Source organism: Protofrankia sp. BMG5.30, from assembly GCF_001983005.1.
Taxonomy (GTDB): Bacteria; Actinomycetota; Actinomycetes; order Frankiales; family Frankiaceae; genus Protofrankia; species Protofrankia coriariae.
Map to the genome: position 1 here is coordinate 52,902 of NZ_MOME01000003.1, position 26,839 is coordinate 79,740.

At 70.3% G+C, this 26,839-nt stretch carries 23 protein-coding genes; 9 read left to right on the top strand and 14 right to left on the bottom strand.

The genetic code is table 11. The features are described 5' to 3' along the window. Positions 1 to 37: 37 nt before the first annotated feature. Together BL254_RS00610 and BL254_RS00615 are read right to left on the bottom strand one after the other, a co-directional pair. Positions 38 to 703, bottom strand: coding sequence for a DUF1003 domain-containing protein (locus BL254_RS00610; protein WP_076842215.1), 666 nt, complete (start codon positions 701 to 703; stop codon positions 38 to 40). Continuing rightward, entirely contained in the window at positions 700 to 2,088 is a 1,389-nt protein-coding gene (locus BL254_RS00615) for a magnesium transporter MgtE N-terminal domain-containing protein (RefSeq protein WP_076842228.1), read from the bottom strand. Before BL254_RS00615 ends, BL254_RS00610 begins: the two co-directional genes overlap by 4 nt. Positions 2,089 to 2,640: 552 nt before the next feature. Between BL254_RS00615 and BL254_RS00620 the strand changes: the two genes are divergently transcribed. Then, positions 2,641 to 2,832 carry a hypothetical protein gene (locus BL254_RS00620; RefSeq protein ID WP_047221147.1) on the top strand — a complete coding sequence of 64 codons (192 nt, stop codon included), beginning with the start codon at positions 2,641 to 2,643 and terminating at the stop codon, positions 2,830 to 2,832. 163 nt (positions 2,833 to 2,995) lie between these two features. Further along, the gene (locus BL254_RS00625) at positions 2,996 to 3,184 is read left to right on the top strand and encodes a hypothetical protein (RefSeq protein WP_047221148.1); all 189 of its coding nucleotides are present in this window, start codon (positions 2,996 to 2,998) and stop codon (positions 3,182 to 3,184) included. A 132-nt stretch (positions 3,185 to 3,316) separates the two neighbouring features. Here BL254_RS00625 and BL254_RS00630 read toward each other — a convergent pair whose 3' ends face one another. Then, positions 3,317 to 4,426, bottom strand: coding sequence for a glycoside hydrolase family 6 protein (locus BL254_RS00630; protein WP_083730737.1), 1,110 nt, complete (start codon positions 4,424 to 4,426; stop codon positions 3,317 to 3,319). A gap of 410 nt (positions 4,427 to 4,836) precedes the next feature. Here BL254_RS00630 and BL254_RS00635 point away from each other — a divergent pair, with 410 nt between their 5' ends. Continuing rightward, a complete protein-coding gene (locus BL254_RS00635) occupies positions 4,837 to 6,036 on the top strand; it encodes an acyl-CoA dehydrogenase family protein (protein ID WP_076842230.1) in 1,200 nt (399 codons plus the stop codon). Positions 6,037 to 6,329: 293 nt separating this feature from the next. Here the strand turns inward: BL254_RS00635 and BL254_RS00640 are convergent, their stop codons facing one another. Beyond that, positions 6,330 to 7,811, bottom strand: coding sequence for a TerD family protein (locus tag BL254_RS00640; RefSeq protein ID WP_076842216.1), 1,482 nt, complete (start codon positions 7,809 to 7,811; stop codon positions 6,330 to 6,332). Between the two features lie 468 nt (positions 7,812 to 8,279). After that, complete coding sequence (locus BL254_RS00645; protein ID WP_076842217.1) at positions 8,280 to 9,170, bottom strand: LLM class F420-dependent oxidoreductase; 891 nt, start codon at positions 9,168 to 9,170, stop codon at positions 8,280 to 8,282. 617 nt (positions 9,171 to 9,787) lie between these two features. Between BL254_RS00645 and BL254_RS00650 the strand changes: the two genes are divergently transcribed. Continuing rightward, positions 9,788 to 10,294: a MaoC family dehydratase gene (locus BL254_RS00650; protein ID WP_076842218.1), complete on the top strand. Its 507-nt coding sequence runs from the start codon at positions 9,788 to 9,790 to the stop codon at positions 10,292 to 10,294. Between the two features lie 49 nt (positions 10,295 to 10,343). On the opposite strand, the gene BL254_RS00655 is transcribed toward BL254_RS00650, so the two are convergent. Next, positions 10,344 to 10,748, bottom strand: coding sequence for an NUDIX hydrolase (locus BL254_RS00655; RefSeq protein WP_076842231.1), 405 nt, complete (start codon positions 10,746 to 10,748; stop codon positions 10,344 to 10,346). A gap of 314 nt (positions 10,749 to 11,062) precedes the next feature. On the opposite strand from BL254_RS00655, the gene BL254_RS00660 reads away from it, so the two are divergent. The 5 genes from BL254_RS00660 (at position 11,063) to BL254_RS00675 (ending at position 15,844) form a co-directional block, all read left to right on the top strand. After that, positions 11,063 to 12,343, top strand: coding sequence for a DNA methyltransferase (locus BL254_RS00660; protein WP_083730732.1), 1,281 nt, complete (start codon positions 11,063 to 11,065; stop codon positions 12,341 to 12,343). 461 nt (positions 12,344 to 12,804) lie between these two features. Beyond that, a complete protein-coding gene (locus BL254_RS00665; protein ID WP_200902290.1) occupies positions 12,805 to 13,563 on the top strand; it encodes an ImmA/IrrE family metallo-endopeptidase in 759 nt (252 codons plus the stop codon). 3 nt (positions 13,564 to 13,566) lie between these two features. Next, positions 13,567 to 13,848: a hypothetical protein gene (locus tag BL254_RS27555; protein WP_200902291.1), complete on the top strand. Its 282-nt coding sequence runs from the start codon at positions 13,567 to 13,569 to the stop codon at positions 13,846 to 13,848. 334 nt (positions 13,849 to 14,182) lie between these two features. After that, a complete protein-coding gene (locus BL254_RS00670; RefSeq protein WP_047221152.1) occupies positions 14,183 to 14,539 on the top strand; it encodes a YciI family protein in 357 nt (118 codons plus the stop codon). Between the two features lie 42 nt (positions 14,540 to 14,581). Beyond that, complete coding sequence (locus BL254_RS00675) at positions 14,582 to 15,844, top strand: RNA polymerase sigma factor (protein WP_083730733.1); 1,263 nt, start codon at positions 14,582 to 14,584, stop codon at positions 15,842 to 15,844. A 544-nt stretch (positions 15,845 to 16,388) separates the two neighbouring features. On the opposite strand, the gene BL254_RS00680 is transcribed toward BL254_RS00675, so the two are convergent. Genes BL254_RS00680 through cas10 form a run of 8 tightly spaced genes read right to left on the bottom strand, consistent with a single transcriptional unit; the run spans position 16,389 to position 26,331 of the window. Next, positions 16,389 to 17,693: an RAMP superfamily CRISPR-associated protein gene (locus tag BL254_RS00680; RefSeq protein WP_076842220.1), complete on the bottom strand. Its 1,305-nt coding sequence runs from the start codon at positions 17,691 to 17,693 to the stop codon at positions 16,389 to 16,391. Then, positions 17,693 to 19,297 carry a hypothetical protein gene (locus tag BL254_RS00685; protein ID WP_139342108.1) on the bottom strand — a complete coding sequence of 535 codons (1,605 nt, stop codon included), beginning with the start codon at positions 19,295 to 19,297 and terminating at the stop codon, positions 17,693 to 17,695. Before BL254_RS00685 ends, BL254_RS00680 begins: the two co-directional genes overlap by 1 nt. A gap of 10 nt (positions 19,298 to 19,307) precedes the next feature. Next, the gene (locus BL254_RS26700) at positions 19,308 to 20,234 is read right to left on the bottom strand and encodes a hypothetical protein (RefSeq protein ID WP_047221156.1); all 927 of its coding nucleotides are present in this window, start codon (positions 20,232 to 20,234) and stop codon (positions 19,308 to 19,310) included. Next, positions 20,231 to 21,361 (bottom strand): type III-B CRISPR module RAMP protein Cmr6, encoded by a 1,131-nt coding sequence (gene cmr6 / locus BL254_RS00695; RefSeq protein WP_076842222.1) that lies wholly within the window; start codon positions 21,359 to 21,361, stop codon positions 20,231 to 20,233. Before cmr6 ends, BL254_RS26700 begins: the two co-directional genes overlap by 4 nt. After that, positions 21,358 to 21,825: a type III-B CRISPR module-associated protein Cmr5 gene (gene cmr5 / locus BL254_RS00700; RefSeq protein WP_047221159.1), complete on the bottom strand. Its 468-nt coding sequence runs from the start codon at positions 21,823 to 21,825 to the stop codon at positions 21,358 to 21,360. Before cmr5 ends, cmr6 begins: the two co-directional genes overlap by 4 nt. Then, positions 21,825 to 22,814: a type III-B CRISPR module RAMP protein Cmr4 gene (gene cmr4, locus BL254_RS00705; RefSeq protein WP_047221160.1), complete on the bottom strand. Its 990-nt coding sequence runs from the start codon at positions 22,812 to 22,814 to the stop codon at positions 21,825 to 21,827. The genes cmr5 and cmr4 overlap by 1 nt, the downstream gene beginning before the upstream one ends. Beyond that, a complete protein-coding gene (locus BL254_RS00710) occupies positions 22,814 to 24,301 on the bottom strand; it encodes a type III-B CRISPR module-associated Cmr3 family protein (RefSeq protein WP_083730736.1) in 1,488 nt (495 codons plus the stop codon). The genes cmr4 and BL254_RS00710 overlap by 1 nt, the downstream gene beginning before the upstream one ends. Next, on the bottom strand, positions 24,298 to 26,331 hold the full coding sequence (gene cas10, locus BL254_RS00715; RefSeq protein WP_175648252.1) for a type III-B CRISPR-associated protein Cas10/Cmr2: 2,034 nt from the start codon (positions 26,329 to 26,331) through the stop codon (positions 24,298 to 24,300). Before cas10 ends, BL254_RS00710 begins: the two co-directional genes overlap by 4 nt. Positions 26,332 to 26,839: the final 508 nt, after the last annotated feature.

The following is a 26,839-nucleotide window of genomic DNA, read 5'->3' on the forward strand; positions in this document are numbered from 1 at the left end:
GTGACGTCTGGTGACGCCGTCCGGTCGGGTGTGCGGTTCACGGGCTCTGGAGCCGCCGGTCGGTGGAGCTGCCGCGTTCGGGCCGCCGATCCCATGATCCGGGGCCGCGGCGACGCCTGTCGCCGACGTCCTCACCTGTTCCCGCGTCCGTCCCCACCGACGATGTCCCCGCAGACGTCCCCACGGACGTCCCCACGGACGTCCCCACGGACGTCCCCAGGGATTCGGCCAGCAGCGCCCGCAGCTCCGCCCGCAACTCGGAGCGCAGATAGTCACGGGTGGCCAGTTCCCCGACCCGGATGCGGATCGCCGCTATCTCGCGGGCGAGGTACTCGGTGTCGTCGAGCTGGCGTGAGGTCTGCTCCCGGTCCTGCGCGAGGTTGGCCCGGTCCCGGTCGTCCTGCCGGTTCTGCGCCAGCAGGATCAACGGCGCGGCATACGCCGCCTGCAGGGACAGCGCCAGCGTCAGAAAGATGAACGGGTAGTTGTCGAACCGCAGGTCACGGGGCACGATGATGTTGTAGCCGATCCACAGCACCACCACGATGCTCTGCGCCACCAGAAAGCGCGCGGTCCCGATGAACCGGGCGATCCGCTCGGCGACCCGGCCGAAGGCGTCCGGTTCGTAGGGACGGCGGACCAGCGCCGACCGGCGGGACGGACTAGGTTGATCGAGCCTGCCCGTACGACGACGAAGCCTCATCGGATCCCCGCGCCCGAGCCGTCCGCGCCCGGGCCGTCCAGGCCTGAGGCGCCCGCGTCCCGGGCATCCACATCCGGAGTGTCCGCACCCGAAACGCCTGCCTTGCGGGTTCCCGTGCCCGGGATGTCCAGGGCTGGGGCGTCCGAGTTCGGGGCGTCCGAGTTCGGGGCGTCCGGGCCGAGGTCGTGCTCCCGCCAGCCGGCCGGCAACAGATGATCCAGTACGTCGTCGACGGTGACCACCCCCACCAACCGGGCGCCGTCGTCCAGCACCGGAACCGCAACCAGGTTGTACGACGCGAGGTGACGGGTCACCTCCTGCAGCGACGCCTCCGGCCGCAGCGGGGTGATGCCGACGTCGACGACACCGCTGACAAGCGCCCCGGGCGGTTCCCGCAGCAGCCGCTGGAAGTGGGCGAGCCCGAGGTAACGCCCGGTGGGCGTCTCGAACGGGGGGCGCACCACGTACACCTGCGCGGCCAGCGCCGGGGAGAGCTCCGGCGCCCGGATCCGCGCGATCGCCTCGGCCACGCTCGTGTTCGGGCCGACGATCACCGGCTCGCTGGTCATCATGCCTCCGGCGGTCCGGTCGGGGTAGACGAGCAGACGCCGGACCGGCGCGGCCTCCCACGGCGCCATCAGTCGTAGCAGCCGTTCGGCCTCCCCGGCGGGCAGGTCCCCCAGCAGGTCGGCGGCGTCGTCGGGGCCCATCGCCTCCAGGACGTCGGCGGCCCGCTCGTCGGCGAGCCCGCCGAGCAACTCGACCTGTTCGTCCTCGGGCAGTTCCTCCAGGACGTCGGCGAGCCGTTCGTCGTCGAGGGCCGCGGTCACCTCGACGCGGCGTTTGTCGGAGAGGTCCCGCAGCAGCGCGGCAAGGTCCGCCGGCCGCAGTTTCTCGAACACCGCGAGCATGTTGGCCGCACCCTGATCCTCCTCCGGCAGGGCGAGCCCGGTGACCTCGGCCCAGGAGACCGTGCGGACCTCGCCACGGCGCCGCCGACCGATGCGTACCGCGACCTGGTCGACGACCCAGTCGCCGCCGCGGACCTGTTCGATCGCGGCGTCGACCACGGTGGCCGGGGCGCCGGTGGCGACCAGCGTCACCCGCCGGTCCAGCAGCTCACCGAGCACCAGCGTCTCACCGGGACGCTGGGAAAACCGGCGCCAGCTCAACCTGGCCGAGGACAGCACCACGGCACCCGACTCCACCCCCGTCACCCGACCGATCGGGACGAAGATCGGATGACGTTGCACCTCGACCGCGAACCCGAGGACGCGGGGCGGCTGGCTGCCGGGCCGCACCGTCACCACCACGTCTCGCAGCCGTCCGACCACGTCACCGTTGGGGTCGAGGACGAGCAGCCCCGCCAGCCGCCGGCAGAACATCCGCCCCGACGCCGCCGTCACGGCCGGCCACCCGTCATGACACCCGCCCCACCGAACACCTGGCGCGACGCCCGCCACAGCCAAATACCCGCCGTCACGGCCGACCACCGCAACGGTTGATGGTTCGGCCTCACGGCGCGAGGCTACCCTCATGCTCCGCTCCAGGCGCCGGAGCCTGCGAACGGAGCCGTGACATACGGAAGACGGGGCCGGGAACGCCGCTGACCACGTCACCGTTGCGTTCGCGCACTCGTCCGCTCCGCGCGGGGGCGACTGGCGCATGTCTGGGCGAGTACGCCACGGAGTCGAATGGTTCACGGGGCGCGCTGACGCGGGATGCGCCGACAGGCGCCGAGGACGTTGCCAGGCGGGTACTTCCCGCTCTGGGACGAGYCGGCGGGGCTGGTGGCGCATCACCCAGGAGCGAGACCCGGAGCTGCGACAACCCTGATCCGCAATACTCTCTGAAAGACTTTCTGAAAGTACTTTCTGCTACTCGAGGTTAAGATACGTTACTGACGAGACGAAGACGGTACTGGAGGCGGAGCGAGCATGAGCGAGCCCGAGCTACCGCGCGTTCTCCGTGACGTCGAGGAGATCGACGCAGATTCCGAGACCGAGAATATGATCCAGGAAGCGCTCGCGGACCTCGCGGCCGACCGGTCGGTGATCTGTGAAGGCGACGCCGCGTTCGACGCCCTCCTTGACTCTCTGTCCGCGAAGCCCTACCCACAGGCAAGCTGACTCGCTGCTTATCCACAGCGCCACAGCCTCACTCGTTGCATCGGAAGCGTCCCCTATCGTGGGATCTGTGCCCATATACGAGCCAATTGGCCGCTTCCTGTCCGAATACCGTCATCTCACTGCCGAGCAGTAGGCCGCTTTCCGCCGTGCCAGGGATCTGTTCATGCAGGGGCTCGCGGCCGACCGTGACTTCGACAAGCGTCTGCGGGTCAAACGCTTCAAAAAGATCCCTGGCGTCTGGGAGCTGACGTGGGCGCCGAACGGCCGGGCGTTGTGGCAGTACGGGGAGCCGATCCCCGGCAGGCCGGGTCCACACGTCATCTGGCTACGAATCATCTTCAAGGATCGATAGCGCTCACGGCGAGCTGCCCACCAGGGCCGTCACCCTGATCCCGAACCCTGGAGACGGATGCGGACGCGGTGGGCGGCGGTGCCGCTGACCGCGTTTGTGCCGGTGGCGGCCTGTGGGACGAGCTAAGACGAGCTAATAGGGCGCTCGGCGGGCCAGGTCGAGGGCGTAGTCCGGCCAGAACCTGCCGGCCGGCGGGCCGCCGTTGCAGGTGCCGTCGGACTCGCCGGGGCCCTTCACCCACAGGAACGCGTCCGCGTGCTCGTCACCGGTCTGTGTGGTCGGACGGGCTCCCAGCGCCCGGCCCGGCGGATTGCACCACTGCTTGTCCGGGGCCGGGCCGTAGCCGTTGCGGCTGGTGTCGACGACGAAGTGGCCGCTGCCGCCGAGCTCGGCGACGATCCGGTTGCCGTAGGCCAGCAGGTCGGTGGTGGCGACGAAGTTCGCCGTGTTCAGGGCGAAGCCGCGCACGGCGGTGACGCCGGCAAGCCGTAGGCGTCCCGCCATCTCGGTGGCGTTGCGCCAGTCCGGCTGCCCCGCGTCGAGGTAGACGGTGGCCCCGTGCTGGGTCAGCAGCGTGCCCGCCTCACGGATGAGCGTGTAGCGCGTCTGCTGGTCGGCGGCGGGCAGGCAGTCCGCGCCGGCGATCGCGTCCGGCTCGAGTATCACCACGGCAGGGCCCGTGCCGACGCCGGCGGCGACCTCCGAGATCCACGCGCGGTACTCGTCCGGCGAGCCCGCCCCGCCGGCGGAGTAGCCGCCGCAGTCGCGGGCCGGTATGTGGTAGACGGCGAACACCGCGATCGCCTGGGCGGCCCGCGCACTGCCGACCCGCGCGGCGACCGTGGCGCGGACCTGCGCGGTGGGGAACCAGTCGCCGAGCCACAGCGCCTGCGGGGTATTCGCGATCTTGTCGAGCAGGGCCGCGTTCGCGGGGTCGCCGCCGCGCAGTCGGGCCGCGGCGGCGTCCGCCTGACTGTCGGGATCATCGTAGAAGCGGACGCCGGCCAGCGGGTTGCCGGCCGCCTCGCTGCCCGGGATGCCCGTGGCGTCCGGGCTGTCCGCGGCGACCGGGGACACCGGTGCCCGCAGCGTCCCCACGCCCCCGGACCGGTAGCCGGCCGTCAGAACACCGGCCGCGGCCACCGCGATCGTCGCCACCGCGGCCAGGTGCCGCCAGGCGGGCGTCCCCTGACGGATCCCACCGAGCGGCTCCTGGCGGACCTTGCGAAGAAACGAGAACACCACACCTCCGGAGGCACAACGGGCATGCCAGCACCCACAACATCAAGCCCCCTGGATGACTACCCTATGGGCCATACACCCGATATCGGACGATACGAACAGTGATCGTTGATACTGCGCAGTGATCCCGACACCGCTCCGCGGGCTGGTACCGAACGCGCTCGACCGGGCCGCACGGCCCGCTGGCCCCGGCCTTGGCCTTGGCCTTGGCCTTGGCCTTGGCCTTGGCGCGGGAGGGCAGCAGGCCGGGATGGTGCCGGGCAAGGAGCGAGCCACTGGCGTCGCTGGCGTCCGCCCCCGAATGCCGTGATACTTCTCATAAGTATGCGACGACCCGAACGTGATTTCCGGCAACCGGTGCGGAAATGGCACGGGTCGACCACGGTATGGCGAGAAAGGAAGCGGACACCATGGGCAGGATCGCGCAGACCGATGGTCTGACGGACGTCCAGGTCGACATTTTGTCGGCTGTGCGCACATTCGTCGACAAGGAGATTCTGCCATACGCCACGGAACTCGAGCACAAGGACGAGTTCCCGGAGGCGATCGTGGAGGCCATGAAGGAGATGGGGCTGTTCGGGATCACAATTCCCGAGGAGTACGGCGGGCTCGGYGAGTCACTGCTCACCTACGCCCTGGTCGTCGAGGAGATCGCCCGCGGCTGGATGAGCGTGTCGGGAGTCATCAACACACATTTCATAGTCGCCTACCTCCTCATCCAGCACGGCACCCCGGAACAGAAGCAGCGGCTCCTGCCGAAAATGGCCACCGGGGAGATCCGCGGCGCCTTCTCGATGAGTGAGCCCGGCTGTGGTTCGGACGTGTCCGCCATCACCACCCGGGCCACTCCCGACGGCGACGACTACGTGATCAACGGCCAGAAGATGTGGCTGACCAACGGTGCCCGCGCCGGCCTCGTCGCGACTCTCGTGAAGACCGACGAGGGCGCCGACTCCGTCTACCGGAACATGACGACGTTCCTGCTGGAGAAGGAACCCGGGTTCGGCACCCACGAGGGCATCACGATCCCTGGGAAGCTGGAGAAACTCGGCTACAAGGGGGTCGAGACCACCGAGATGGTGCTCGACAACCACCGGGTGCCGGCATCGTCGATCCTCGGTGGCCTCGACGGCCGCGGCAAAGGTTTCTACCAGATGATGGACGGCGTGGAGGTGGGCCGGGTCAATGTCGCGGCCCGCGCCTGCGGCATCAYGATCCGGGCATTTGAACTGGCCATCTCCTACGCCCAGCAGCGCCGTACGTTCGGCCACCAGATCGCCGACCACCAGGCGATCGCCTTCAAGCTCGCGGAGATGGCGACCAAGGTGGAGGCCGGCCACCTGATGATGGTGAACGCGGCCCGCAAGAAGGACAGCGGCCAGCGCAACGACGTCGAGGCCGGCATGGCCAAGTACCTCGCCAGCGAATACTGTTTCGAGGTGACGACCGAGTCGTTCCGCATTCACGGCGGATACGGCTACTCGAAGGAGTACGAGATCGAGCGGCTCTTCCGGGAGGCGCCGTTCATGCTCATCGGCGAGGGTACGTCCGAGGTACAGAAGCGGATCATCAGCCGCGCGCTGCTGCGGGACTACAAACTGCAGCAGTAGGCCGCCGGGCCGCCGCGGGGCGCATCACCGCGAAAAACTCGCGGAACCGGCGGGGCCACGAAGCCCGCGGAGTCACAGAAGACTGCGGAAAACTTCCCGTGGGAGCTCGTGAAACATCCACGAACTCCCACGGGAAAACGCCACGGGACACACCGTGACACGGCTTTAATTTTTCTGCCGGGTGCTGCCGGGTCAGGGCTGAGGGCTGCTACCAGCCCCGGCCCTGACGACAGCCGGCCCGTAACACGGCCGGAGCCGTCACCCCACGGCTCCCCGCTCCACGGATCGTCGCTCTACAGATACTGCTTGGACGGGCCGACCATCGCGCGCACGGTCTTGCCGTCGTGGAACTCGCCGATGGCGGTCATCGTCCAGTTCGGGCCGCCGGGCTGGCGAGCCACCTTGCACATGACGAGCCCGGTCTGCGGTTTCGACTCGGACAGGTCGAACCGGACGAGTTCGGCCCCGGTGAAGTCGTCGATCAGCCGGCAGAAGGCGTTGCGGACCTCGGTGAAGCGCTGCCCCTGGAAGCTGTTCACGGTGAAGACCAGGGCTTCGACGTTCGGCGGGAGCGCGGCCAGGTCGACGAAGATGGTCTCGTCGTCGCCCTCACCGGCACCGGTGAGGTTGTCGCCGGAGTGGCGGACCGCGCCGCGGGCGCCCTTCTTGGACATGAACCACACCTTGTCCACGTCCTTGCCCCGGCCGTCGAAGAGGATGCAGGAGGCGTCCAGGTCGATCTGGCGCCCGCTGTACGCCGGATCCCAGCCAAGGCCCATCCGCACCCGGGTCAGCGGCGGGGCGCCGGTTTTGACCAGCGAGACGCTCTGGCCCTTGCGCAGGGAGACCCGGCCMTTGTCCAGGTTCACCGGCGCCCCGCCCCCACCGCCGGCCGACGCGGACGGCGGCGCACCCCAGCCCTGCTGTGCGGCCGGGGGCTGGGGCTGGCCACCGCCCCAGCCGCCACCCTGCGGCGGCGCCTGCTGCTGGCCCTGCGGTGCGCCCCAGTAGTGCTGCTGCCCAGCGGGCTGCGCCGGTGCCGGCGGCCCCCAGGGCCCCGGGGACTGCTGCGGCTGCCCCCACGGCTGGGTCGGCTGCGGCGGCTGGGCCGGCGGCGGTGCGGACGGTGGCGCGCCCCAGCCGCCCCCCGCCCCGGCGGGCTGCCCTGACGGCGCCCCCCACTGGGGCTGGCCGCCCGCGGGCTGCCCCGCCGGGGCTCCCCACTGCTGCCCCGGCGGCGGGGTGACGATCTGGGTGGGCGGGTCGACCGGCGGGGCACCCGGATCGTCCACCGTGATCCCGAAGTCGGTGGCGATACCTGCGAGGCCGGAGGCATACCCCTGCCCCACGGCGCGCACTTTCCACGCCCCCTGGCGCCGGTAGAGCTCCACGAGTATCAGCGCGCTTTCGACGGTCAGCTCGACCGGGTCGAAGCGGGCGATCTCCTCACCCCGGGCGGCCCGGACGACGACCCGCAGCCCGCTGACGGCCGCGAAGGTCTGCGGGCCGGAGCCGTCCAGGCTGCCGGTGACGACCATCTTGTCGATGTCGGACGGTACCTGCGTCAGCGTGAACTCGAGCGCGGACGGCGGGAGCAGCCGTACCCCCGGCCCGGTGGGCTGGTTGAAGAACACGAAGTCGGCGTCGGAGCGGACCTTGCCATTCGCGGTCACCAGCAGCGCGGCGATGTCCAACGGCGTGGACGAACTGATCTCCACCCGTACGTCGGTAGTGGACAACGGTGCGTTCGCGCCCTTGCTCAGCACCTGCGCCATGGTGGCCTCCGCATCTGCCCTGTCGCCTGTTACCCGTCGCCTGTCGGCATGTCGCTGATCGGCATGTTGTTCGACGTCCGCGGGCGTGACTCCCGCGAGGCCATCGTGACGGATACCGGCTTCCAGCCGACAACCGGCACCCGGCGACCGCCCGTTCCCCATGACGACAGACGCGTCCGACCGGGTAACGACCCGACCCTGATCCACGGTTCCACCGGATCCGCCTCCGGAAACCCAATTCTCCGGACGCCGTCCAGGCCTGGAACGTCGCCCCCGGGGCTGGCGCCGGCCAGAGCCGGGATCCGCCACGGTGGGCCGCCCGACCCCGGCCGGCGGGGAAGAAACCGGCGGGAAGAAGAGCGAAGCGAAGAAGAAGAAAAGATCGGCCGGCGACGGCGATTCCGTTGGCGTCAGCCAGCATCCGTCGATGTCCGTTGGCGACGGCCCGGTCGGCGACCGCGCTTCAGCTCAGCCGGTGACGGCGATGTCGGCGAGGTTTTTGACGACCGGGACGCAGATCCGTTCGACCCAGGCGTCCACCGCCTCACCGCCGGGCGGGACGACGATCACGGTGTCGATACCGAGGCGCGCGTACCGCTCGGCCTCGGCGAGGAAGGCGCCGGTGTCCTCCCGGGCCAGCGCGTCGCCGTTGTAGATGATCGTCTTGCCGATCTCCGCGTAGTCGCGGCCGACCGCGTCGCAGTGCGCCTTCAGCACGTCGAGCTTGTGCGCCACCACGTCCGCCGAAGGAGCGAACAGGTTGCAGGCGTCGCCGTAGGTCGCCACCAGGCGCAGCGTCTTGCGCTCCCCGCTGCCCCCGATCAGGATCGGCACGCGGGGCCGGCTGATCGGCGCCGGCACGCACAGCGTCTCGGCAAGCTGGTAGTGCCGGCCGGTGAAGGGGCCGTTGTCCTCGCTCCACATCTGCCGGCAGATCCGCAGCGTCTCCTCCAGCCGMTCGAACCGCTCGGCGACCGGCGGGAACGGCACCCCCAGCCCATGGTGCTCGCGGTCGTACCAGGCGGCGCCGATGCCGAGCTCCGCGCGTCCGCCCGACAGCACGTCCAGGGTGGCTATGATCTTCGCGAGCAGCCCGGGGTGACGGTAGGTCACGCCCGTGACCAGCAGGCCGAGCCGCAGCCTGGACGTGTGGGCGGCGAGGAACCCCAGGGTGGTGTAGCCCTCCAACATCGGCTCGTCGGCCGGGAACATCTCCTCCATCTGGAAGTAGTGGTCCATCACGCTGAGACGGGCCACGCCCGCGTCGTCGGCGACCCGGGCGGCACGTCCCAGGACCGGCCCGATCGTCTCCGCCCCGCCCGGCCAGGTGAACCGGACCACGTGTACGCCAAGCAGCATCGCCAACTCCTCACGTCCCGGTCGTACCAGGGCTCCTCGTCGAGAGGGCCGCGGGCGACACGATCACACTCTTCCCGTGCCGGCTTTCCACGCTGGCCTTCCGCGCCGGTGCCGGCTTTCCACACCGGCTCCCGTCCCGCCGGTCCCGGGATTCCCGCCGGAACCGGCGGGACGGGAGCCGGTCCGGTGCGGCCCCGCCAGGCCCGGATCATCGGATCACCACCAGGCGCGCTCCGGCCGKCGTCGTCCCGCCCCGTCATCGCCGCGGTCGTCGCCGTCGTCCCTGCTGTCGTCCCCATCCTGACGGACGTCAGCGGACATGGCCACGCTGGGACGAGCCGGAGCGCCCTGGACCCGAGCCCCGTGGCCGTCGGGACACCGGGCGGATGCCCCATGCCCACCACCACGTCGCTGCCCCGCCACCGTGCCGTCACCGCACCGCGACGATTTACCACGATCCGCCGTCGGACCGTGGCCATCCGCCGATCGCGGATCGGGTACGGCCGTGAATCGGGCAGGTGCCCGGCCGACCTGGAAGGATCGGGCCCGGGTGGGTTCGCGACGGCGGATCCCGTGCCGCGGCGGGGAGCGCCAGGGAGAGCGAGGAGAAGCGCATCATGCAGTTCGGCCGCTACTACGAGGAGTTCGAGGTCGGCGCGGTCTACAAGCACTGGCCGGGCAAGACGGTCACCGAATACGACGACCACCTGTTCTGCCTGCTGACCATGAACCACCATCCGCTGCACCTGGACGCGCACTACGCCGAGGAGACCACCCAGTTCAAACGGAACGTCGTCGTCGGCAACTACGTGTACTCGCTGCTGCTCGGCATGTCCGTTCCGGATGTCTCCGGYAAGGCCATCGCCAACCTCGAGGTCGAATCCCTCCGGCATGTGAAGCCGGTCTTCCACGGCGACACCATCTACGGCGAGTCCGAGGTGCTGGGCAAGGTCGAGTCGAAGAGCAAGGACGACCGGGGCATCGTGCAGGTCGAGACCCGCGGCTACAACCAGGACGGCACCCTGGTCTGCATCTACCGCCGCAAGGTGATGGTGCCCAAGCGTTCCTACGGCGAGGCCCGCGGCGGCGAGCAGCCCGGCCGCYCCGTCCCCAACGGCACCTGACACCTCCTTCCGCCGCCACCTCCTTCCGCCCTGTACGCCGGCATGGCGCCTACGCGGTCGTGATGCCCCAGGTGGCGAGGATGTCCAGCAGGCCTTCGGTGAGGGCGGTGGCCCGCAGGTCGGCGCACCAGCGGACGTCCGCGGCGTCGTCCCCGGCCCGCAGGATCCCGCCGCCGATGTCGCACACGTAGTCGGCGATGTCGTAGACGGCTCCGTCCGGCCCTGGCCGCGTGACCCGCCCGACCAGCCGCCCGACGGTCACCTCCAGGCCGGTCTCCTCGCGGACCTCCCGGACGAGCGCGGCGCTGTCGCTCTCCCCGTGTTCGACCCGCCCGCCCGGCAGCGACCACAGCCCCCGGCCGGGCTCCCTGGCCCGCTGGACGAGCAGCAGCGCGCCGGCGGCATTCATGATGATCGCCCCGACGCACGGGACTCTTCGCGCGGTCTGCTCCAGCGGCACCCGATTTCCCGTCGTCCGGCGAGTCCGATCGTCCCGACCGGCATGGACCGGTCATCGTGACCCGGTGTCATACCAGCCAGCTGTTCCTGTATCCACAATGCCGGCGGACGGCGGTGCTGGGCAAGCTCATCCCCCGACCAGTTCACCGGCCCGTCCACCGGCTCATCCGTCAACTCGTCTGTCGCACCGGTGCCCGCGTCGGCCCCGCATCAGTATCGTCGCAGGTCAGAACACACCGTGGATCTTGGTTGACGAGTTTCACAGGGCGCTCCCGGTAAAYCGCCGGTAGGCCGACCGTTGGAGGCGAAGTGACCGCGGCTGTCGGCCGACCCCCCGTGGCACGCAACGAGCACATGACCTTCCGCGCCAACATGGGTGTCGGCCGGCACGGATGGCTGCGGCTCACCCCGGCCTACGGGGTGCGCCTCGTCCGGGAGAGCATTTCGCGCCTGCCGGCGGGCTCGGTCGTCACGGACCCTTTCTCCGGGACGGGCACCACTCCGCTCGCCGCCGCCGAACTCGGCCATTACGGGCAGAGCGTCGACGTCAACCCTTTTCTCGTCTGGCTCGGCCGGACCAAGGTCCGGCACTACCCGCGTGAAACACTGCTGGCCGCCGTCGACGCCACACACGAAGTCGTCAGGACGGCCACCCGGACTGATCGTGACGCCGTCCTGTGGCAACCCGACATCTTCAACATAGAACGGTGGTGGACGCCCGGGACGCTGCAGGCGCTGAAAGCGCTGCGGGCGGCGATAGACACGCACGAGGGGGCGGTTCGCGACCTTCTCGAGATCGCGCTGTGCCGGGCGCTCATCGCCCGGAGCAACGCCGCGTTCAACCACCAGTCCATGTCCTTCCGGACGCCGTTCGAGGAGTCCGCCGGAGCATCCCCGAAGGATGTCGGTGACGGCACTCCGGCACTGTTCGACCAGGCCGCGGCGAAAGCCACGATCTCGGCGTTCGCGCTGGAGATGGACGCGGTGCTCCGGTCCGCCGCGTTCGACCTGCCGGGCTCCGCCGCAATCCACCAGGGCGACTCCCGGACGAGAATCGACCAGCTGAGGGAAGCGGACCTGATCCTCACCAGYCCGCCCTACGTCAACCGTATGTCGTATGTCCGGGAACTACGCCCCTACATGTACTGGCTGCGCTTCCTGAACCTCGCCGGTGACGCCGGGGAGCTCGACTGGCGGGCCATCGGTGGGACGTGGGGCACCGCGACGTCGAAGCTGAACGGCTGGCGCCCCGAGGTCGACACCCCCGTGGACGACGCCATGGCCGCYGTATGCGCGAGAATCGCGGCGGACGGCGGGAAGAACGGCCCGCTGCTCGCGACCTACGTCCACAGGTACCACCACGACATGTGGCTGCACTTCCAGGCCGTCACACCGGCCGTGAAACGGGGCGGCGCGGTCTCCTACATCGTGGGGAACTCGACCTTCTACGGCCACGAGGTCCCCGCCCACACCTGGTATGCCACCATGCTGCGTACCCTCGCCTACACGGACGTCGAGATCAGCACAATCCGCAAACGAAACTCGAACAAATCCCTCTACGAATACAACGTGAGCGCCCGCCGCCCATAAACCCACCATATTCCGCGCCCCATGCTCGGGCCGACAAAGACAGCCACAACACCAGTCCTCTGCCGCACGCACTCCAGTTTCTATATCCTCATGATCGAATTTGGATCAGTGAGCTCAACGGGCGTGTCCGGCTGGTTTCCACTGAAGGTTTCTATGCCCTCATGATCGGGCTGGGGTTAGTGAGGGCACCCCCTTCGGGAGTGCCGCCGAGCTGGGATGATGCTATCCGGTTGCGAGGAGGTACCACAAACGATCTCAGCAGAGATCGAAATCTGACTACCTCTGTAGATCGACATCTGTCCTGAGCTGCGCGAACGGGCTCGTCGATGATCATAGCCAAAACAGGGTTCGACAAAACGATCTGTACCGGCCCCCAGCGTTCCCCACCAGCTCGCCGTGACCCGTCGGCTCGGCGGGCTGGCGGACGCCGGGGAGCCGCGGGACGCGGAGGACGGCGGCGCATGAGTGACATCGGCGAGGTCATAGCCGTCGCGCGACGCGCGCATGGCCTCACCCAGGAGCAGGTGGCAAAAGACGCCGGCATCACACAGGCGGCGCTTTCCCGCTACGAGAACGGCCTGCGCGAGCCGGAACCCGACGTCATGCCGGCGCTCGCCCGCGCCCTGGGCGTCACCGAGGATTTTCTGCGTAGTTCGGGCCGGGCCCGTGGCGCGATGGCCGTCGACACGCACATGCGCCACCGAAAAACAACCAAAGCCACCTCCTGGCGCGCRCTCGAAGCAAGACCGAACATGTACCGTATGCACACGAGAAGGCTGTTCGAGGAAGTCGACCTGCAGGCGGAACAGCGGATTCCGACTTTCGATCCGATGGAGGTCGACGCGGCGGGAGCGGCCCGCCTGGTACGGATGCAGTGGCGGATGCCCATCGGCCCGGTATGTTCCCTTGTCCGCTGGCTCGAGGCCGCCGGCTGCGTTGTGGTCGAGGAGGATTTCGGCACCTCCCGCGTCGACGGCCTGTCACAGTGGATAGACGAGCACCCGATCATAATGGTCAACCTGCGGGTGCCGACGGACCGCAAACGGCTCACCCTGGCACATGAGCTCGGCCATCTCTGCCTGCATTCGGCGGAAGTATCCGAGGACATGGAGAGCGAAGCGAACTCCTTTGCCGCCGAGTTCCTGATGCCGGCGGAGGTGATCGCTCCCCAGCTCCGCCGGATAACCCTCGGGAAGCTGCACGACCTCAAAAGGGAATAGGCGGTGTCGATGCAGGCGCTCATCGAATGTGCCTACGACACGAAGCTTCTCACCGCCACCCAGCGCACGAATCTGTACAAGAGCATGAGCGCTCGTGGCTGGCGAGTTCAGGAGCCCCTGAGCGATCTTCTTCCTCCCGAGCACCCGAACCTCACGCACAGCATCGGCGACGCGCTGATCGCCAGAGGCCTGACCCCCGAAGAGATCGCGGAACTGGTCGGTGTGGCCGGCCCGGAACATCCGCACCCGTTCCGCCCGTCAAAAAGCCATCTGAGCATCGTCTGACAATTTTCCGCACCTGCCCGACCGGGCCGAGAACACACCGTTCGCAACCACCCGACCGGGCATGATCGGCGCGACTTTGTCGCCGTGCACGCTTTTCAGCCCCGCAGGCGTACACAACAACAAACTCGCGCCGATCTTCCCCAACGCCCGGCATCCCAACCGGATGCACGAATCCGCGGCTCTCCCGAACGTCAGTGCGGGCCAACGGAGGTTACCGTGAGCTACCACAGCGGCGCTCAGAAGAATTTGGGAGAGCGGTCGATCCGGGCGTCCGCCGTTCGACGTACGGGTGAGGAGGGGGGAAGGCCCCCGCCATCCCGATCGAGGAGTCGCAGTGCCACGGTATCTGACGTTGATCCGTATCAACGAGCGGGAGATCTCCCCGGAGGACATCGGCCCCGAAGTCCAGCAGCGCATGGGCGCGCTGCTGGAGGAGATGACCAGAGCGGGGGTGCTGCTGGACACGGCCGGGCTCACTCCGACCTCCGAGAGCACCCGGATCACCTGGTCCGACGGCAAGTTCAGCTACACCGACGGCCCGTTCACCGAGAGCAAGGAGGTGGTCGGCGGTTACAGCATCCTCCAGGTCAAGGACACGGCCGAGGCTCTCGAGTGGACCAGGCGCTTCCTACAGATCCACCCGGAGCACATCACCGTCACCGTCGAGGTCCGCGAGATCGCCACGGCGTGACCTGGCCGCGCTTGCCCCGCCACGGCCCGCCTGGTCTGATGGGTGGCTGTGACGGCGGCAGGCGCGACCGAAGCGGTCGAAACGGTCGAAACGGTCGAAACGGCGTTCCGGATCGAGTACGCGCGGATCGTCGCCGGCGTCACCCGCATCGTGCGGGACGTGGGCATCGCGCAGGAACTGGCGCAGGATGCGCTGGTCGCCGCGCTGGAGCAGTGGCCGGAGTCAGGTGTCCCGGRCAGGCCGGGCGCCTGGCTCATGGCCACCGCCCGGCACCGGGCAGTCGATCTCGTGCGCCGCAGGGAGACGTACGCTCGCAAGCTGGCCGAGGTCGGCCGGGTGCTGGAGAACGTGCCGCCGCCCGATATGACGGACCCCGATGACATCGACGACGACCTGCTGCGACTGATCTTCACCGCCTGTCACCCTGTGCTGTCGACGCAGGCCCGGATCGCGCTCGCCCTGCGGTTGCTGTGCGGGCTGACGACCGAGGAGATCGCTCGCGCGTTTCTCGCCTCGGAGGCGACGGTCGCCCAGCGCATCGTCCGCGCGAAGCGGGCGCTTGCCAGGGCCGGGGTTCTCTTCGAGGTCCCGTACGGCCCTGACCGGGCGGCCCGTCTCTCGTCGGTTCTGGAAGTCATCTACCTGGTGTTCAACGAGGGCTACTCGGCGACGGCCGGCGACGACCTGGTGCGTCCGGGCCTGTGCGAGGATGCGCTCCGCCTCGCCCGCGTCCTGGCCGTCCTGATGCCCACGGAGCCCGAGGTCCAGGGGCTGGTCGCGCTCCTGGAGTTCCAGGCGTCCCGCCTGCCGGCCCGCATCGGCCCCGGCGGCGAGCCTGTCCTGCTCGCGGAGCAGGACCGCACCCGCTGGAACCGGATGCTGATCCACCGCGGTGTCGAGGCCCTGCACCGCGCGGGCCTGGGCCCCTATTCTCTCCAGGCCGCGATCGCCGCATGCCACGCTCAGGCGATCCGCTACGAGGACACGGACTGGGCGATGATCGTCAAGCTGTACGGGCGGTTGACGGCGCTGACCGCATCCCCGGTGGTGGAGTTGAACCGCGCGGTCGCCATCTCGATGTCGCAGGGCCCCGCGGCCGGCCTGAAGGTGGTGAACACCCTCGTGGACGAACCAGCCCTGAGGTCCTACCACCTGCTTCCCAGCGTCCGGGGAGATCTGCTCGAACGCCTGGGGCGGGTCGAGGAGGCACGAGCGGAATTCGCACGGGCCGCATCCCTGACCCGCAACGTCCGCGAGCGGAACCTGCTCCTACAAAGAGCAACAAAACTGTCCGACGCCCCCTGAACGCTCAACCAGCACCACCAGACCACACCAACCGGCAAGCGCCCCCGGATATACCGCGACACGAATCCTGCCGACGCCGCGACCAGCCTGATCAGCCACAACCCGAAAAATGACGCTCCCACACCCTAATGATCGGGCTGGGGTTAGTGAGGGGTGACAACCTCACGGGACAGGGCGAGGGCGACGACGTTTCAATGCCCTCATGATCGGGCTGGGGTTAGCGAGGCACCCCCTTTGGGAATCCTGCTGAGCTGGGACGATGGTACCCGGTTGCGAGGACCTGCCACAAACAATCTTTTTAAAGATCGACAATTGGTCGGCATTATAGATCGACATGTGTTCTGAGCTGCGCAAACGAAGACGTCGAGGATCATGACAAAAACAGGGGTCGGTGAAATGATCTGTACATACGGCTCCACCTCGCCCCTCGCCAGCCTGTCACGAACCGGCGGCTGAGGAGCGGCTTGGGCCTTCTGCGGCGGCGGAGCATCGGTCAGGTCGATGAGAACCCCTGGCCGGGGTGCGGGGGCGAGGAGGTGCGGGGTCAGGGGGCGGTTCTGAGGAATGCGGCGATGGTGCGGTAGGCCAGGGTCTCGTCGAGGTGGAGGTGTTCGGGCGGGCGCCTTCTGGTCTCCAGGTCGATGGTGGCGTTCGCTGGGCCTATCGTCGCCTCGAAAACGTGGTAGAGCAGCTGGCAGCGGCCGTCCGAATCCTGGTGGACGCGGATCCACAGCGGTGACGCCCGCCGCAGTTCGTCCGCCCCCCGCCTGATTTTGGCCTCGGCGTCCTTGCCGAAGACGACGGGCAGGCCGAACGAGCCGATCGCGAAGCCCCGGCCGTTCGGGTGGTGCCCTTTCAGGGTCGGGACGACGGCGTCGACGTATTCCTGGGTGACCCATCGTTTGTAGGCGTTGAACCCCGGCCCGCGGTCCACCGGCGCGCGGAACTCGCGCAGTCTGAATCCGGCCTGGTGGAGGAGCTGTGGCCAGGTCCCGGTCTGTTCCGACAGGCGGACGTGCCAGCGCGCCCAGGTCGGCGCGGAGGGCCACGCCCCGCTCGTGCCCAGTGGCCGCGGGCCGCTCCGGGACGGGACCCGGCGGTTGTGACGCGCGGCGACGATCTCGTGCAGGCGCAGGATCGCGGGGTGCTCGCGGGTGGGCGGCGCGTCCACGCTCTCGCCGATCACGGCGCACAGCTGCTCGAGCCCGGTGAGAGCGACCCCGCCGAAGCCGCGGCGGACCCGCGCGCCGAGCCCGCCGAAAGTCGCCAGTGCCCACAGCGAGATCCCGGTGACCTCGCGTACGTAGGCGGCGAAGTCCGGATCATCGCGTATGTCGACCCGCACGGCGAACGCCCCGGTCGCGCCGGCGGGGATGTGGTGGGAGCGGGCCAGCTCCGGATGATCCCGGTTCTCGCTCGCGGACGGCGGTTTGAACAACCCCTGGCCGAGCAGGTAGCCGATGCCGTGGGTGCGGCGTTCACCGACGGGTTGCAGCCGGAGCCAGCGAGGCGACAGTAGCTCCTGCCTGGACGGCGCCGGGTCGAGCACCGGCGGCCTGACCAGGCGCAGAGCGACCGGGGACGGCCCACCGCGGGCCTCGCCGCCACCGCTCCCACTGCCATTTCCACTACCATCGGCACCGTTGGCGGTGCCGAACACCTGTGATTCGGCACGGGCCAGCGCACCGTAATCATCACCGAAGACGGGCGCGGCGAGGGCGCGGAACCAGAACCGCRCCGCCCCCCGAATCCCCGGCATCCGCAGCTCGGAGCGCGCGTTCGGGCCCGGGGCGAGGAACATCGGGGTCGTGACCGTCACTCCGACGCGGATCCAGGGTGTCGGTGCCATCAGCGGGCCCGTCCTCTCCAGGGCAGATGGGTGAGCGGGTAGGTGACCGGACGGTCGTCCCAGAGCATCTGGAGCAGGACGCCGGCGGCGAGCCCCACCGAGGCGGCGAGTGTGAGTGGCACGGCGGGGCCGCCGGCCACTCCCGGATCGACCGTGACCAGGCCGACCACGCCCGGCCCGGTCACGCCCGGGGCGGTGGCGCTCGCTCCGGCGATCGTGCTGGCCAGGCCGGGCTTCACCGCCGGCACGACGGCGGCCAGGGCCAGYGAGGCCACGCCGACCGCGTGTGCGAAACCAAGCAGGACCACCGCCAGCACCCGGCCGGCGAGGATCCGGCCGCCGGGGACGCCGTGTCCCTGCGCCTCGAACACCAGATAGCCGGTGGCGGTCGCGAGCAGCACAGCCGAGGCGATCATCGGCCATGCCCAGCCGTCCGGGTGCGCCCAGCCGTCGTCCAGTGAGATCAACGCGACTGCGCCGAGGGCTGCTCCGGCCGGCAGCCGCAGGCACCACAGGCTGGTCATCTCCCGGCGGCCGACAGCGAGCAGGAACATCGCGAGATAGGCGGCCCCGGCCACGGCGGCCACGCCGCGCAGCACCCCGACCGGGTGCCCGTCGAATGCCACGGCCACCGCCGGGGCGACCAAGAGCATCGCCAGCAGCGCGAGGACCACGAGCGGACGGCGGCCGACCGTGGGACGCAGCGTCCGCCAGGCCGGCAGCAGCATGAACCGAGGCAGGAAGGCTTCGCGTACCAGCCAGGACCGGAAGCCCGGGTCGGGATCACCAGCCCCTGACGGCGTCGCGATCTCCCGCATGACGTCCGCGGGCAGCGGCGCGGGAAGCGGCTCGTGCCAGCCGGTGCCGGCGCCGGCGGGGGGTGTGCCACCGGGGGGCGGCGCGGGGGCCGGGCCCACGAAGGCGAGGCGCCGCAGCTCGGCGTCCAGCCTTTCCGTCGACCAGGACAGCAGCCCCGGATGCTCCTCGTGGTTGACGAGATCGAGCGCCCAGTCCAGGCGGGCCTGTTCGGCGCGGGGCAGGAACGCCTCCAGCGACCCGAACGCCCGCCGGACCGGGAAATCAACGGCGGGAAAGCGCCGCGGTGCCCACAGGAGCAGGAAGCGTGTGCGGTGGACCAGCGGCAGGATGCCGGCCGCGCTCCGGTCGCCGGCGGTGGCCGCGTCCGCCAGGACGATCCGGACGGCCTCGACGAGCCGGACCGCGACCAGCCAGCCCTCCTCGACGGACAGCCGCCCCGCCGGCACGGGAGGGCCGGACGGCGAGGGGGCCGGGGCCGGAGCCTGCTCGCCGCGGACGAGCCCGACGGCGAGCGCGGGGAAGATCCTCCTCAGGATCCCCGGCTCCCTGTCGCGTACCTGCGCGGCCAGCCGGTACACGGCCGCGGTGGCGGTGGCCGGGTCGCCCCACCGCTCCCGGGCGTCGGGCAGGCTGACGCTGGAACCGTCGCCGCCGAAACGGACACCACTGGTGGTGTCCCATCCGCCGTCCCGGGGAAAGTCGACGGCGACGGCCGTCCAAGCCGCCGCGTTCGCAACCATTTCGCCGGGCAGGCCTTCGGCAAGTAACCGATCAAGAGTGGTCACACCGCACCTGTCAGTTCTCCGCCAGGTACGGACGCATCGCCGCCAGGCCCCGGCCGAGCGGGGTGAGCCGGACCTCGCAGCCGACCTCGGTGTAGGCAAAGTCGAGCAGCCGCTCGGAATCCTTTGGACGGCGGCCCGTCTCGGCGACGGCGAGCTCGTTCATGTCATCCCTGGTCCTGGTGGCCCGCAGGTAGATCCGCACCAGTTCGTTCGGGTTCTCAGCGGCCGGATTCGCCGCGTCCCCCTCGTGCAGGCAGAAGGCGAACACCTTCGGACGTTCGCCGTTGACGTATTCGGCGAACGAGACCAGGTAGGGCAGCGTGGCCTTGTAGCCGCCGGAAAGGTGCAGGACGAGATCGGTCAGCGGCGGCCGGTGCAGCAGGGCGGCCCATACCAGCGCCTTCGCGACGTTCTCGATGGCCTCGGTGAAGGTCGTCGTCCGGTCGGGCAGCAGCCTGGGAATCCGTAGGACGTGCACGGGCTCGCCGGGCTCGGCCGGCCGTGCGCCGACGGCGCCCCCGAGAAGCGGCACGCCCTCGGCGAGGCTGTCGAGGACCGGCTCGGCGTGCACCCGCACGGGTCGGCGGAACCGGGCGGCGTTCAGCACCGCGGCGAGTACGCCCTCCGCGGTGTCGGACGCCAGCAGGACGATCCGGTCGTCAGCGTCGAGGAACGGCCGGTAACGGTGCAGGCTGGCGACCTCGGCACTGAGTCGCACTGGACGTTGACAGTCCGTAATCGACGCCAGGTAAGGGCCGACCTCGTCCCGGAAGGACTCGGCCCATGTCTGCGGCCGGGCCAGCACGCCCGCGGTGAGCGTCCGCTCCGCCCAGTCGGTCAGGACGCGGACGTCGTCGCTCTCCAGCGAGGTGACGGACCGGGGTGGCCGCAGGTTCGCCAGGATCGACGTGCCACACGGCAGCAGGTGAACGGTCACCCGCGCCCCCCTGCGATCCGCTTTCCGCCGGGGGGCCGCTTTCCGGCGGGGACCGCTCCGGAACCTCCGCCATCGGCGGTATCAGCGGTGCCGGCGGCGGAAGTGTCGGTGCCGGCGGCGGTCTCCGTGGCTTCCACGGTCTCGACGGTGAAGTAGCCGTAGCCGGCGTTGGTCTTCGCGCCGAGGCCCCGGTCCCGCAGCGCCGTCGACAGCCAGGCGACCGGGCCGTCGTCATCGTCGGAGGCGGCAAGCTCGGGCAGGTCCGGGTCGTGCCCCCGGCCGACGATGTGGACGGTGAACGTGACCGCGGAGGTCACCGTGTAGAAGGCCACGGGGACCGGCTGCTGGTACTCCGACGGCGCGGCAGCGGTGGGGTCCCGGTAGTACTCGGGGACGTGCGGGTTCATGATGTCGATCTCCACCCCGGTGTCGGCGCCCCTGGCGGACAGCTCCGGCAGGGYGTCGAGAAACACGAACCGCCCGTCCGAGGGAGAATCATCACTTTCCGTCGCCGCGCCGGACGGCTGCCCGTCGGAAGGGCGACCGGTATTGTCCGCGCCGGTGCCCTCTCCGGCCGGGCCGGTCTCGCCGGGCTCCTTGCCGAAAACGATCCGGCCGTAGTCACGGTAGGACTCGGGGTAGTCCTGCCGGGCGCAGGTCCGGGCCGCGCCCTTCAAGGCCGAGCCGGGCAGCACCGGGACCCCGTAGGTGCCGTGCACGCTCAGGCCGATCTCGGCCGGGGTCTGCTCACCGAGGCCGATCACCACCCGCCACTGCGGACGCACCCGCAGCGTCCGCACCGTCCGGCCCCGCTCCGCCAGGCGTGCGACGGCCGCGTCCCGGCGCCGGCGGGCCGCCTCCAACAGCCGGCTGGACGAGCCAGACAGGTCGAGAGCTCGCGCGGTGGCCTCCCGTAGTGCCTGGTCAGCGGCCTCCCGCTGGTTCGACGGGAGTGTCTCCTCCCAGATCGCGCGGCGCAGCAGCAGTGCGCCGTTGGCGCTGGACTTCCTCGATCTCGCCGGGACGGGTTCGCCGCCACCGCTGGTGATCAGTATTACGCCTGGTGTATCGGTCCCCGCCGGCGAGTAGGTGACGACGTTGCCGAGCGGACCGGCCAGCCGGGTCACCGCCGTGCCCCGGTCCGGCCCGCGCTGTCCCGGCCCGTGGTGTCCTGACCCGCGATGCCCCGCTCCTCGGTGTCCTGGCCCGCCCCCGCCCGTGGGATCAGCGCCTCGGCGGCGCGGCGGACCCACAGCGCGAACGCGCGGGCGTCCGCCGACGCCCGGCGGTACTCGGCGATGTCCATCGCCCCGACGCCCAGTACCAGTGCCTTGCCGTCCGCGCCCGGGGTGGCCAGCACGTGCCGGGCGAGGGCATCGACGAGGATGCGGTACGCCTGCTCGAGCGGCTTGGCCGGGCGGCCCGGCCCGGCCTTGGCCTCATGGAAAGCGGCGGTCGCCGCGAGCCCGGAGCCGACCAGCATCGGCCCGAGGCTCACCGCCCGGCTGCGGAAGTCCGACCGGGCCGGCGCGGGCACCGTGTCGACGAGTTGCCAGGAGACGACCGCCAGGTTCTGGTCCCGCCGGGTCATCAGGCGTCCTTCCCACGCCAGCGCAGCCATAGCAGGCCCTTGCCCAGCGTCTCGTCGCCGCCCGCGACCAGCAGCTCGCCGTCGAGCCGGGCGCGCAGCCCGTCCAGCCGAGGTGGCTCGGACGCAGCGGAAGCGGAGCCGGCGGCGTCCGCCAGGCAGTCCCGCAGCAGCGAGCACAGGATCGTCTCTGCCGGCAGATACTCGGTGTACCAGGGCCCGTGCCTGACCGTCTTGGCGTCCGCGGCGAGCTGGACCCGGGGCAGCAGTTCGACGTGCTCCTCGGTCAGCGCAGCCAGGTCGTCGTCGCTGACCAGCAACAGATCGGTGCGCAGCTTGTCGCGGAAGAAGGCGAAGGGATCGGACGCCTTCGCCACGCCCGTACCCGCGCCGGGCCGCGCGCCCTCGACGGCATGCGCGGCCTGGGCGGGTGCGGTGGGCAGGGCGTTGTCCGCGAGCCAGGACGCCCAGTCCGTCACCGCCGGCTCGACCGGCCCGGCCGTCAGGTCGTACTCGCCGACCGCGAGCTGGGAACCGGGCTCGGCCCAGAACGCGGCCGCCGGCACGACACCACCGGCGGTCACCGTGGGTACCGGCGGCAGGCCGCGGATCCCGGCGAGCTCCGCCATCCGCGTCTGGCGGGCCAGCAGCAGCGGGCTGCTGACCCAGGCGAAGGTGTTACGCAGCGTCGGCACAGGGAAGGCGACCAGGCGCAGGTCCCCGACCGCCAGCCAGCCTGGTCTCGGCGGGTCGGTGCCCGCGTCGGGGCTGCCCGGCGGGGCGGAGCCGAACACCTTCTCCACGTCCGGCCAGTTCTTGCGGTCCTCCCGCGCGTGGTCACGCAGCGCGCCCTTGGCGCTCTGGCCCCAGATCGTCGGCAGGCGGGTCGTCGACTCCCGCTGGATCGGCAGGTCGATCACGCCGACGCTGTCCGAGCCACCCGCGTGGACGGCGGTTTCCGCGTAGCAGTACAGCAGAGCGCTGTCGCCCATCACCATCTCCCAACCAGGCACAGGCCGAAACCCACCGTGCGCATCCAGTCCGTCGGATGTCCGCGGTCCAGCGCCTGGGGCAGACACTGGCCATGCGTCTGCCGGGCAAAGAGCTCCGCCCGGGCCGGATCGTCGAACTCCAGGAAGTAGACGCTGCCGGCGGCCACCGCCCACCGCAGCGGCCGTGCTCGCCGGGTACCGCCGTCGAGACCGGTGATCACTTCGGGGCCGAGGGTGCAGGCCCCGCGCAGCTTCGCGCCGTTCGGGATCTCGGGCAGCCAGCCGTCCCGGAACACCGCGGGGGTGGCCAGGTAGAGCAGTACCCGTCCGCCCGGGAACCGTCGCGGAGCCGTCGGCAGCGCCGGCAGCCCCGTCCCCGCTCCCTCGGGCACGACCGTCACCGCTGCCTGGCGGGCCTCACCACCGAGCCGCACCATCGTCGACGCCGACGGTGGCACGGYGGAGTCGAACCACACCCGGCAGCCGAACGCGACACCCGCGGAACCAGCCGTGTTCCCGTAGCCGCTTTCGGACGGACGCCAGAAATCGGCCTGGTAGAGAAAGCCCGGCAGTGTCGTACGCCCGGCGCCGTCACGGGACGAGCGGGCATGGCGGGCGATCCCGAGACGGCTCTCCCGCACCAGAGGCTCCCGCTGTCGGGCCCCGGCCCCGGACGCCTCGGCAGCCGATGCCCCGGATGCTTCCAGGTGCTCCAGAGCGCGGGAGGAATCACCGTCCAGATAGCGGCTGATCACGTCGGCGGGCAGGTAGGCGCCGCTGGGCTCCCCCGTCCCGGCCAGGAACTCGAAACGCCCCGGCCCGACGGCCGGAAACTCCCCGGATCCCGCTCGCTCTCCCGATTCCGGGAATTCCCCGGATACCGTGGATCTCGCGCCGCCGGGGCCGTGTGGCCCGGTCGGGCGGAAGTCGAGATCCGACGCGACGCCCGCGGGCAGGAACGGCTCAGCGCCGGTGTCCACCCCGGAAGGCCCGCCGGCGCGACGCCCGAGGCCGCCGGCATCCCCGGGTGATCCAGGCGGCCCGGGCGATTCCGACGACTCGGACGATCCGGGGGAACACAACCGGCGCGGCACACCGTCGTCGACGACGAGGTCGGCGGGCGCGGGCAGCAGTACCCGCGCCCGCGGGCCACCGGTGCGGACCAGCACCGGTCCGGCGATCCGCAGCGGGTTGACGCCGAATACGGCACGTAACGCCCCGCCGGTCGACGTCGGCCGCGGCAGGGTGGTGTGCGCGGTCGCCGTCATCCCGGTCGTGAACGGACGGCCGTCCCGGAAGGTCACCACGTCCAACGGGTGGAACAGCACCCACGCCGACACCTCGCCGCCGCGCTCCCCGCTTTCCCCTCCGGCTTCCCCGCGCTCCTCGATTCTTTCTCCGCTTTCCCCTCTTTCCCCGCCGCACGCGCGCTCCTCGGCGTGTGACGCCGGGGCGGATGCCGGGGCAGGTGGCACGATCCCGCTCATCGTCCCTCCTGGGCGAGGAATCTGGCGACCTCCAGTGCGTCGACCCAGGCGATCACGTCGTGAGCGCGCGGCCGGTCCGTCGCGGGCTCGACCTGGCGGACCAGGTCGACGAACCCCGCGGCCTGGCTCTCCGACCCGCTGTGCCGGGTGACCAGGCGGCTGATCTCGGCGCCATAGTCGAGACGCGAGCCCGCGAGATTGGCGATGCCGTGCCGCTCTTCGTACATGTCGTTGAGCAGCCGGGGCGACAGGCCGGTACGGAAGCCCTCGACCAGGCCCACCAGCGACCTCGCCGGAGATGTCGGCGGACGCGTCCCGCCGGGGCCGCGCCACGGCAGGACACTCGCGGCCCGCTCACCGCCTCGGCGCAGCACCACCAGCGCGAGACCGGCCTTGCCCGGGCGCCGCTTGGCCTCCTTCAGGGCGTCCCGGGCGCGGCCGAGCGCGTCCTGCAGCGGATAGCTGACGTGGAAGAACACGATGGCGGTCGACACGGAGGGCCGGGTGAGCAGGCCCTGGGTGCCGGTGACGAACAGTTCCCGGCCGCGGGCGGCGGCCCGCAGCGCGTTCGCCGCGGGGACGAGCCCCAGCAGGTCGTCCCCGCCCGCGTAGACGGCCCGGCCGTGCTCCTCCTCGAGGGCTCGGGCCTGCTCTCCCGCGATCGCCACCAGCTTCGTGGAGACCTGACCGTGCCATTCCCGCATGATCCGTCCCGCGGGCATCCGCGCGTGCGACAGGGCCCAGCCCATGTCGTCGGCATCCTGGACGATCAGAGCCAGGTAACTGGCCGGCGGGCGGCTGGCAGTTGACGTGCCGGCGGCGGACGCGCGGGCGAGTTCCCTGACAAGATCCTCAGACGCCTGCCGCCCCCTGGCGCACGCTCGGACGACCTCGGCGTGACGCTGGTCGCTCGCGGGCAGCCGTAACCCGCTCTCGCGCAGCAGCGATTCCGGCTGCCAGGTGTCGGCCAGGCACCAGGAGCCCTCCAGGCAGGACCAGCCGGCGACGACGTCACCGAGCGGCCGGGCCAGCGCCTCCAGCGCCGGCAGCGCGCCGGGACGCTCGAGATTCCCCGGGGTTTTCGCCCCCGCCTTCCGCAGCACGGCGGTGATGGCGTACACCGCGTCACGATGCCTTCTCACGGCGTCCAGCAGCGCGCCACCGGAATTTCTGTCCAAATTCCCAGAAAAATACTCGGACGAATTTCCAGGAGAATCCCCCGTGAGATTCTCACCAGAATTCCCGACAAGATTTCCGCTGGCGTCCCCGCTGGCCAGAGCCTCGACTACGCGGACCCGGAACGGGGCAGTGGCGATCGACGCCGTGGACGGGAAGACCGCGCGTTCCCCGGCAAGACGCTCCGCGACGTCCGGGTCGCGTTTGACCGCACAGACCGGGCACAGCCGCTCGCCCGGAGCGAACCTCAGCCGGCCGGGAACAGCCGGCGAACCCGACCCGACACCTTCTCTTCGCCCACACAGCGAACACGACTGGGCACCGCTCCCGGCATACGGCGCGAAGTCCCGGACCCGCTTGCGCGCCTGGCCGGCGGCCGAGACGACCCGCCAGCCCTGTTCGTAGCCGCTCTCCGCGGATCCACCCTCCCCGGGCGGGCTCTCCCCGCTGTCGCCACCGGCGGTGGCCTGCCAGCCGACCCAGCGCACGACCGGGAAGGTACCGAGGCTCGCGACCGTGCTGTCGTCCGGATTTTTGAACGTCACCGCGCGCAGGCCGCACCACTCAGCGTGGACTTTCGCCGAAACATGCCGCGCGAGGCTCCCAGGGCTGGGGACAGCGCCGGAGYCCGGCCCGGAACTGCCCGGATCTCCGGCGGGAACCACGGCGAAAATCCGGTTCGGCAGCCCGTCCGGGACGTCGGCGGCGACCGGGAGCACCGGCTCACCGTTGCCCTCCACCACCGCGTCCACCGCAACCTGGCACAGCCGCGACACCAGCCTGCTCGCCGTCCACRGGTCGGCCGTCCGCCGGGAAGCCGCGATGAACTCCTGGACACCGCCCAACGTCAACATGACGTACCCGTCCGCCATGGACCCCCCGTCCCGCTGGCATCCGCTTACCCAAACCCCGACATTTACCCTCAGGGTGCCCGCAACGGTAGCACCCACCCCCAGACAACCAGCACCCGGGGTATCCCCTCACTCACAGAGCCCCCAGAACACCCCGCCCGTCAAACGACAACAAATTCCACCTCACGCCCAACATCACAACAATCACACTTGCCAACCCACTCACCACAAAGCCTCATCAATCAGCACTATTTCCCTACTCTCATGATCGGGCTGGGGTTAGCGAGGACGCCTTCGGCCCATACCGTCGCATCCGATCGAAGCGGGTTTCTATGCCCTCATGATCGGGCTGGGGTTAGCGAGGTGGACCGCACCAACTCCGTCGCGGAGTGGAGCAACCGTTTCTATGCCCTCATGATCGGGCTGGGGTTAGCGAGAGGCCGGCGTACACGGCGGACCGCGTGCCCGTAGTCAGTTTCTATGCCCTCATGATCGGGCTGGGGTTAGCGAG

Bases quoted from the DNA above. Each gene is read 5' to 3' on its own strand.
- cmr5 (WP_047221159.1), bottom strand. From the start codon at position 21,825: ATGACCCGGCGGGACCAGAACCTGGCGGTCGTCTCCTGGCAACTCGTC.
- BL254_RS00610 (WP_076842215.1), bottom strand. From the start codon at position 703: ATGAGGCTTCGTCGTCGTACGGGCAGGCTCGATCAACCTAGTCCGTCC.
- cmr4 (WP_047221160.1), bottom strand. From the start codon at position 22,814: ATGGGCGACAGCGCTCTGCTGTACTGCTACGCGGAAACCGCCGTCCAC.
- BL254_RS00615 (WP_076842228.1), bottom strand. From the start codon at position 2,088: ATGTTCTGCCGGCGGCTGGCGGGGCTGCTCGTCCTCGACCCCAACGGT.
- BL254_RS00625 (WP_047221148.1), top strand. From the start codon at position 2,996: ATGCAGGGGCTCGCGGCCGACCGTGACTTCGACAAGCGTCTGCGGGTC.
- BL254_RS00620 (WP_047221147.1), top strand. From the start codon at position 2,641: ATGAGCGAGCCCGAGCTACCGCGCGTTCTCCGTGACGTCGAGGAGATC.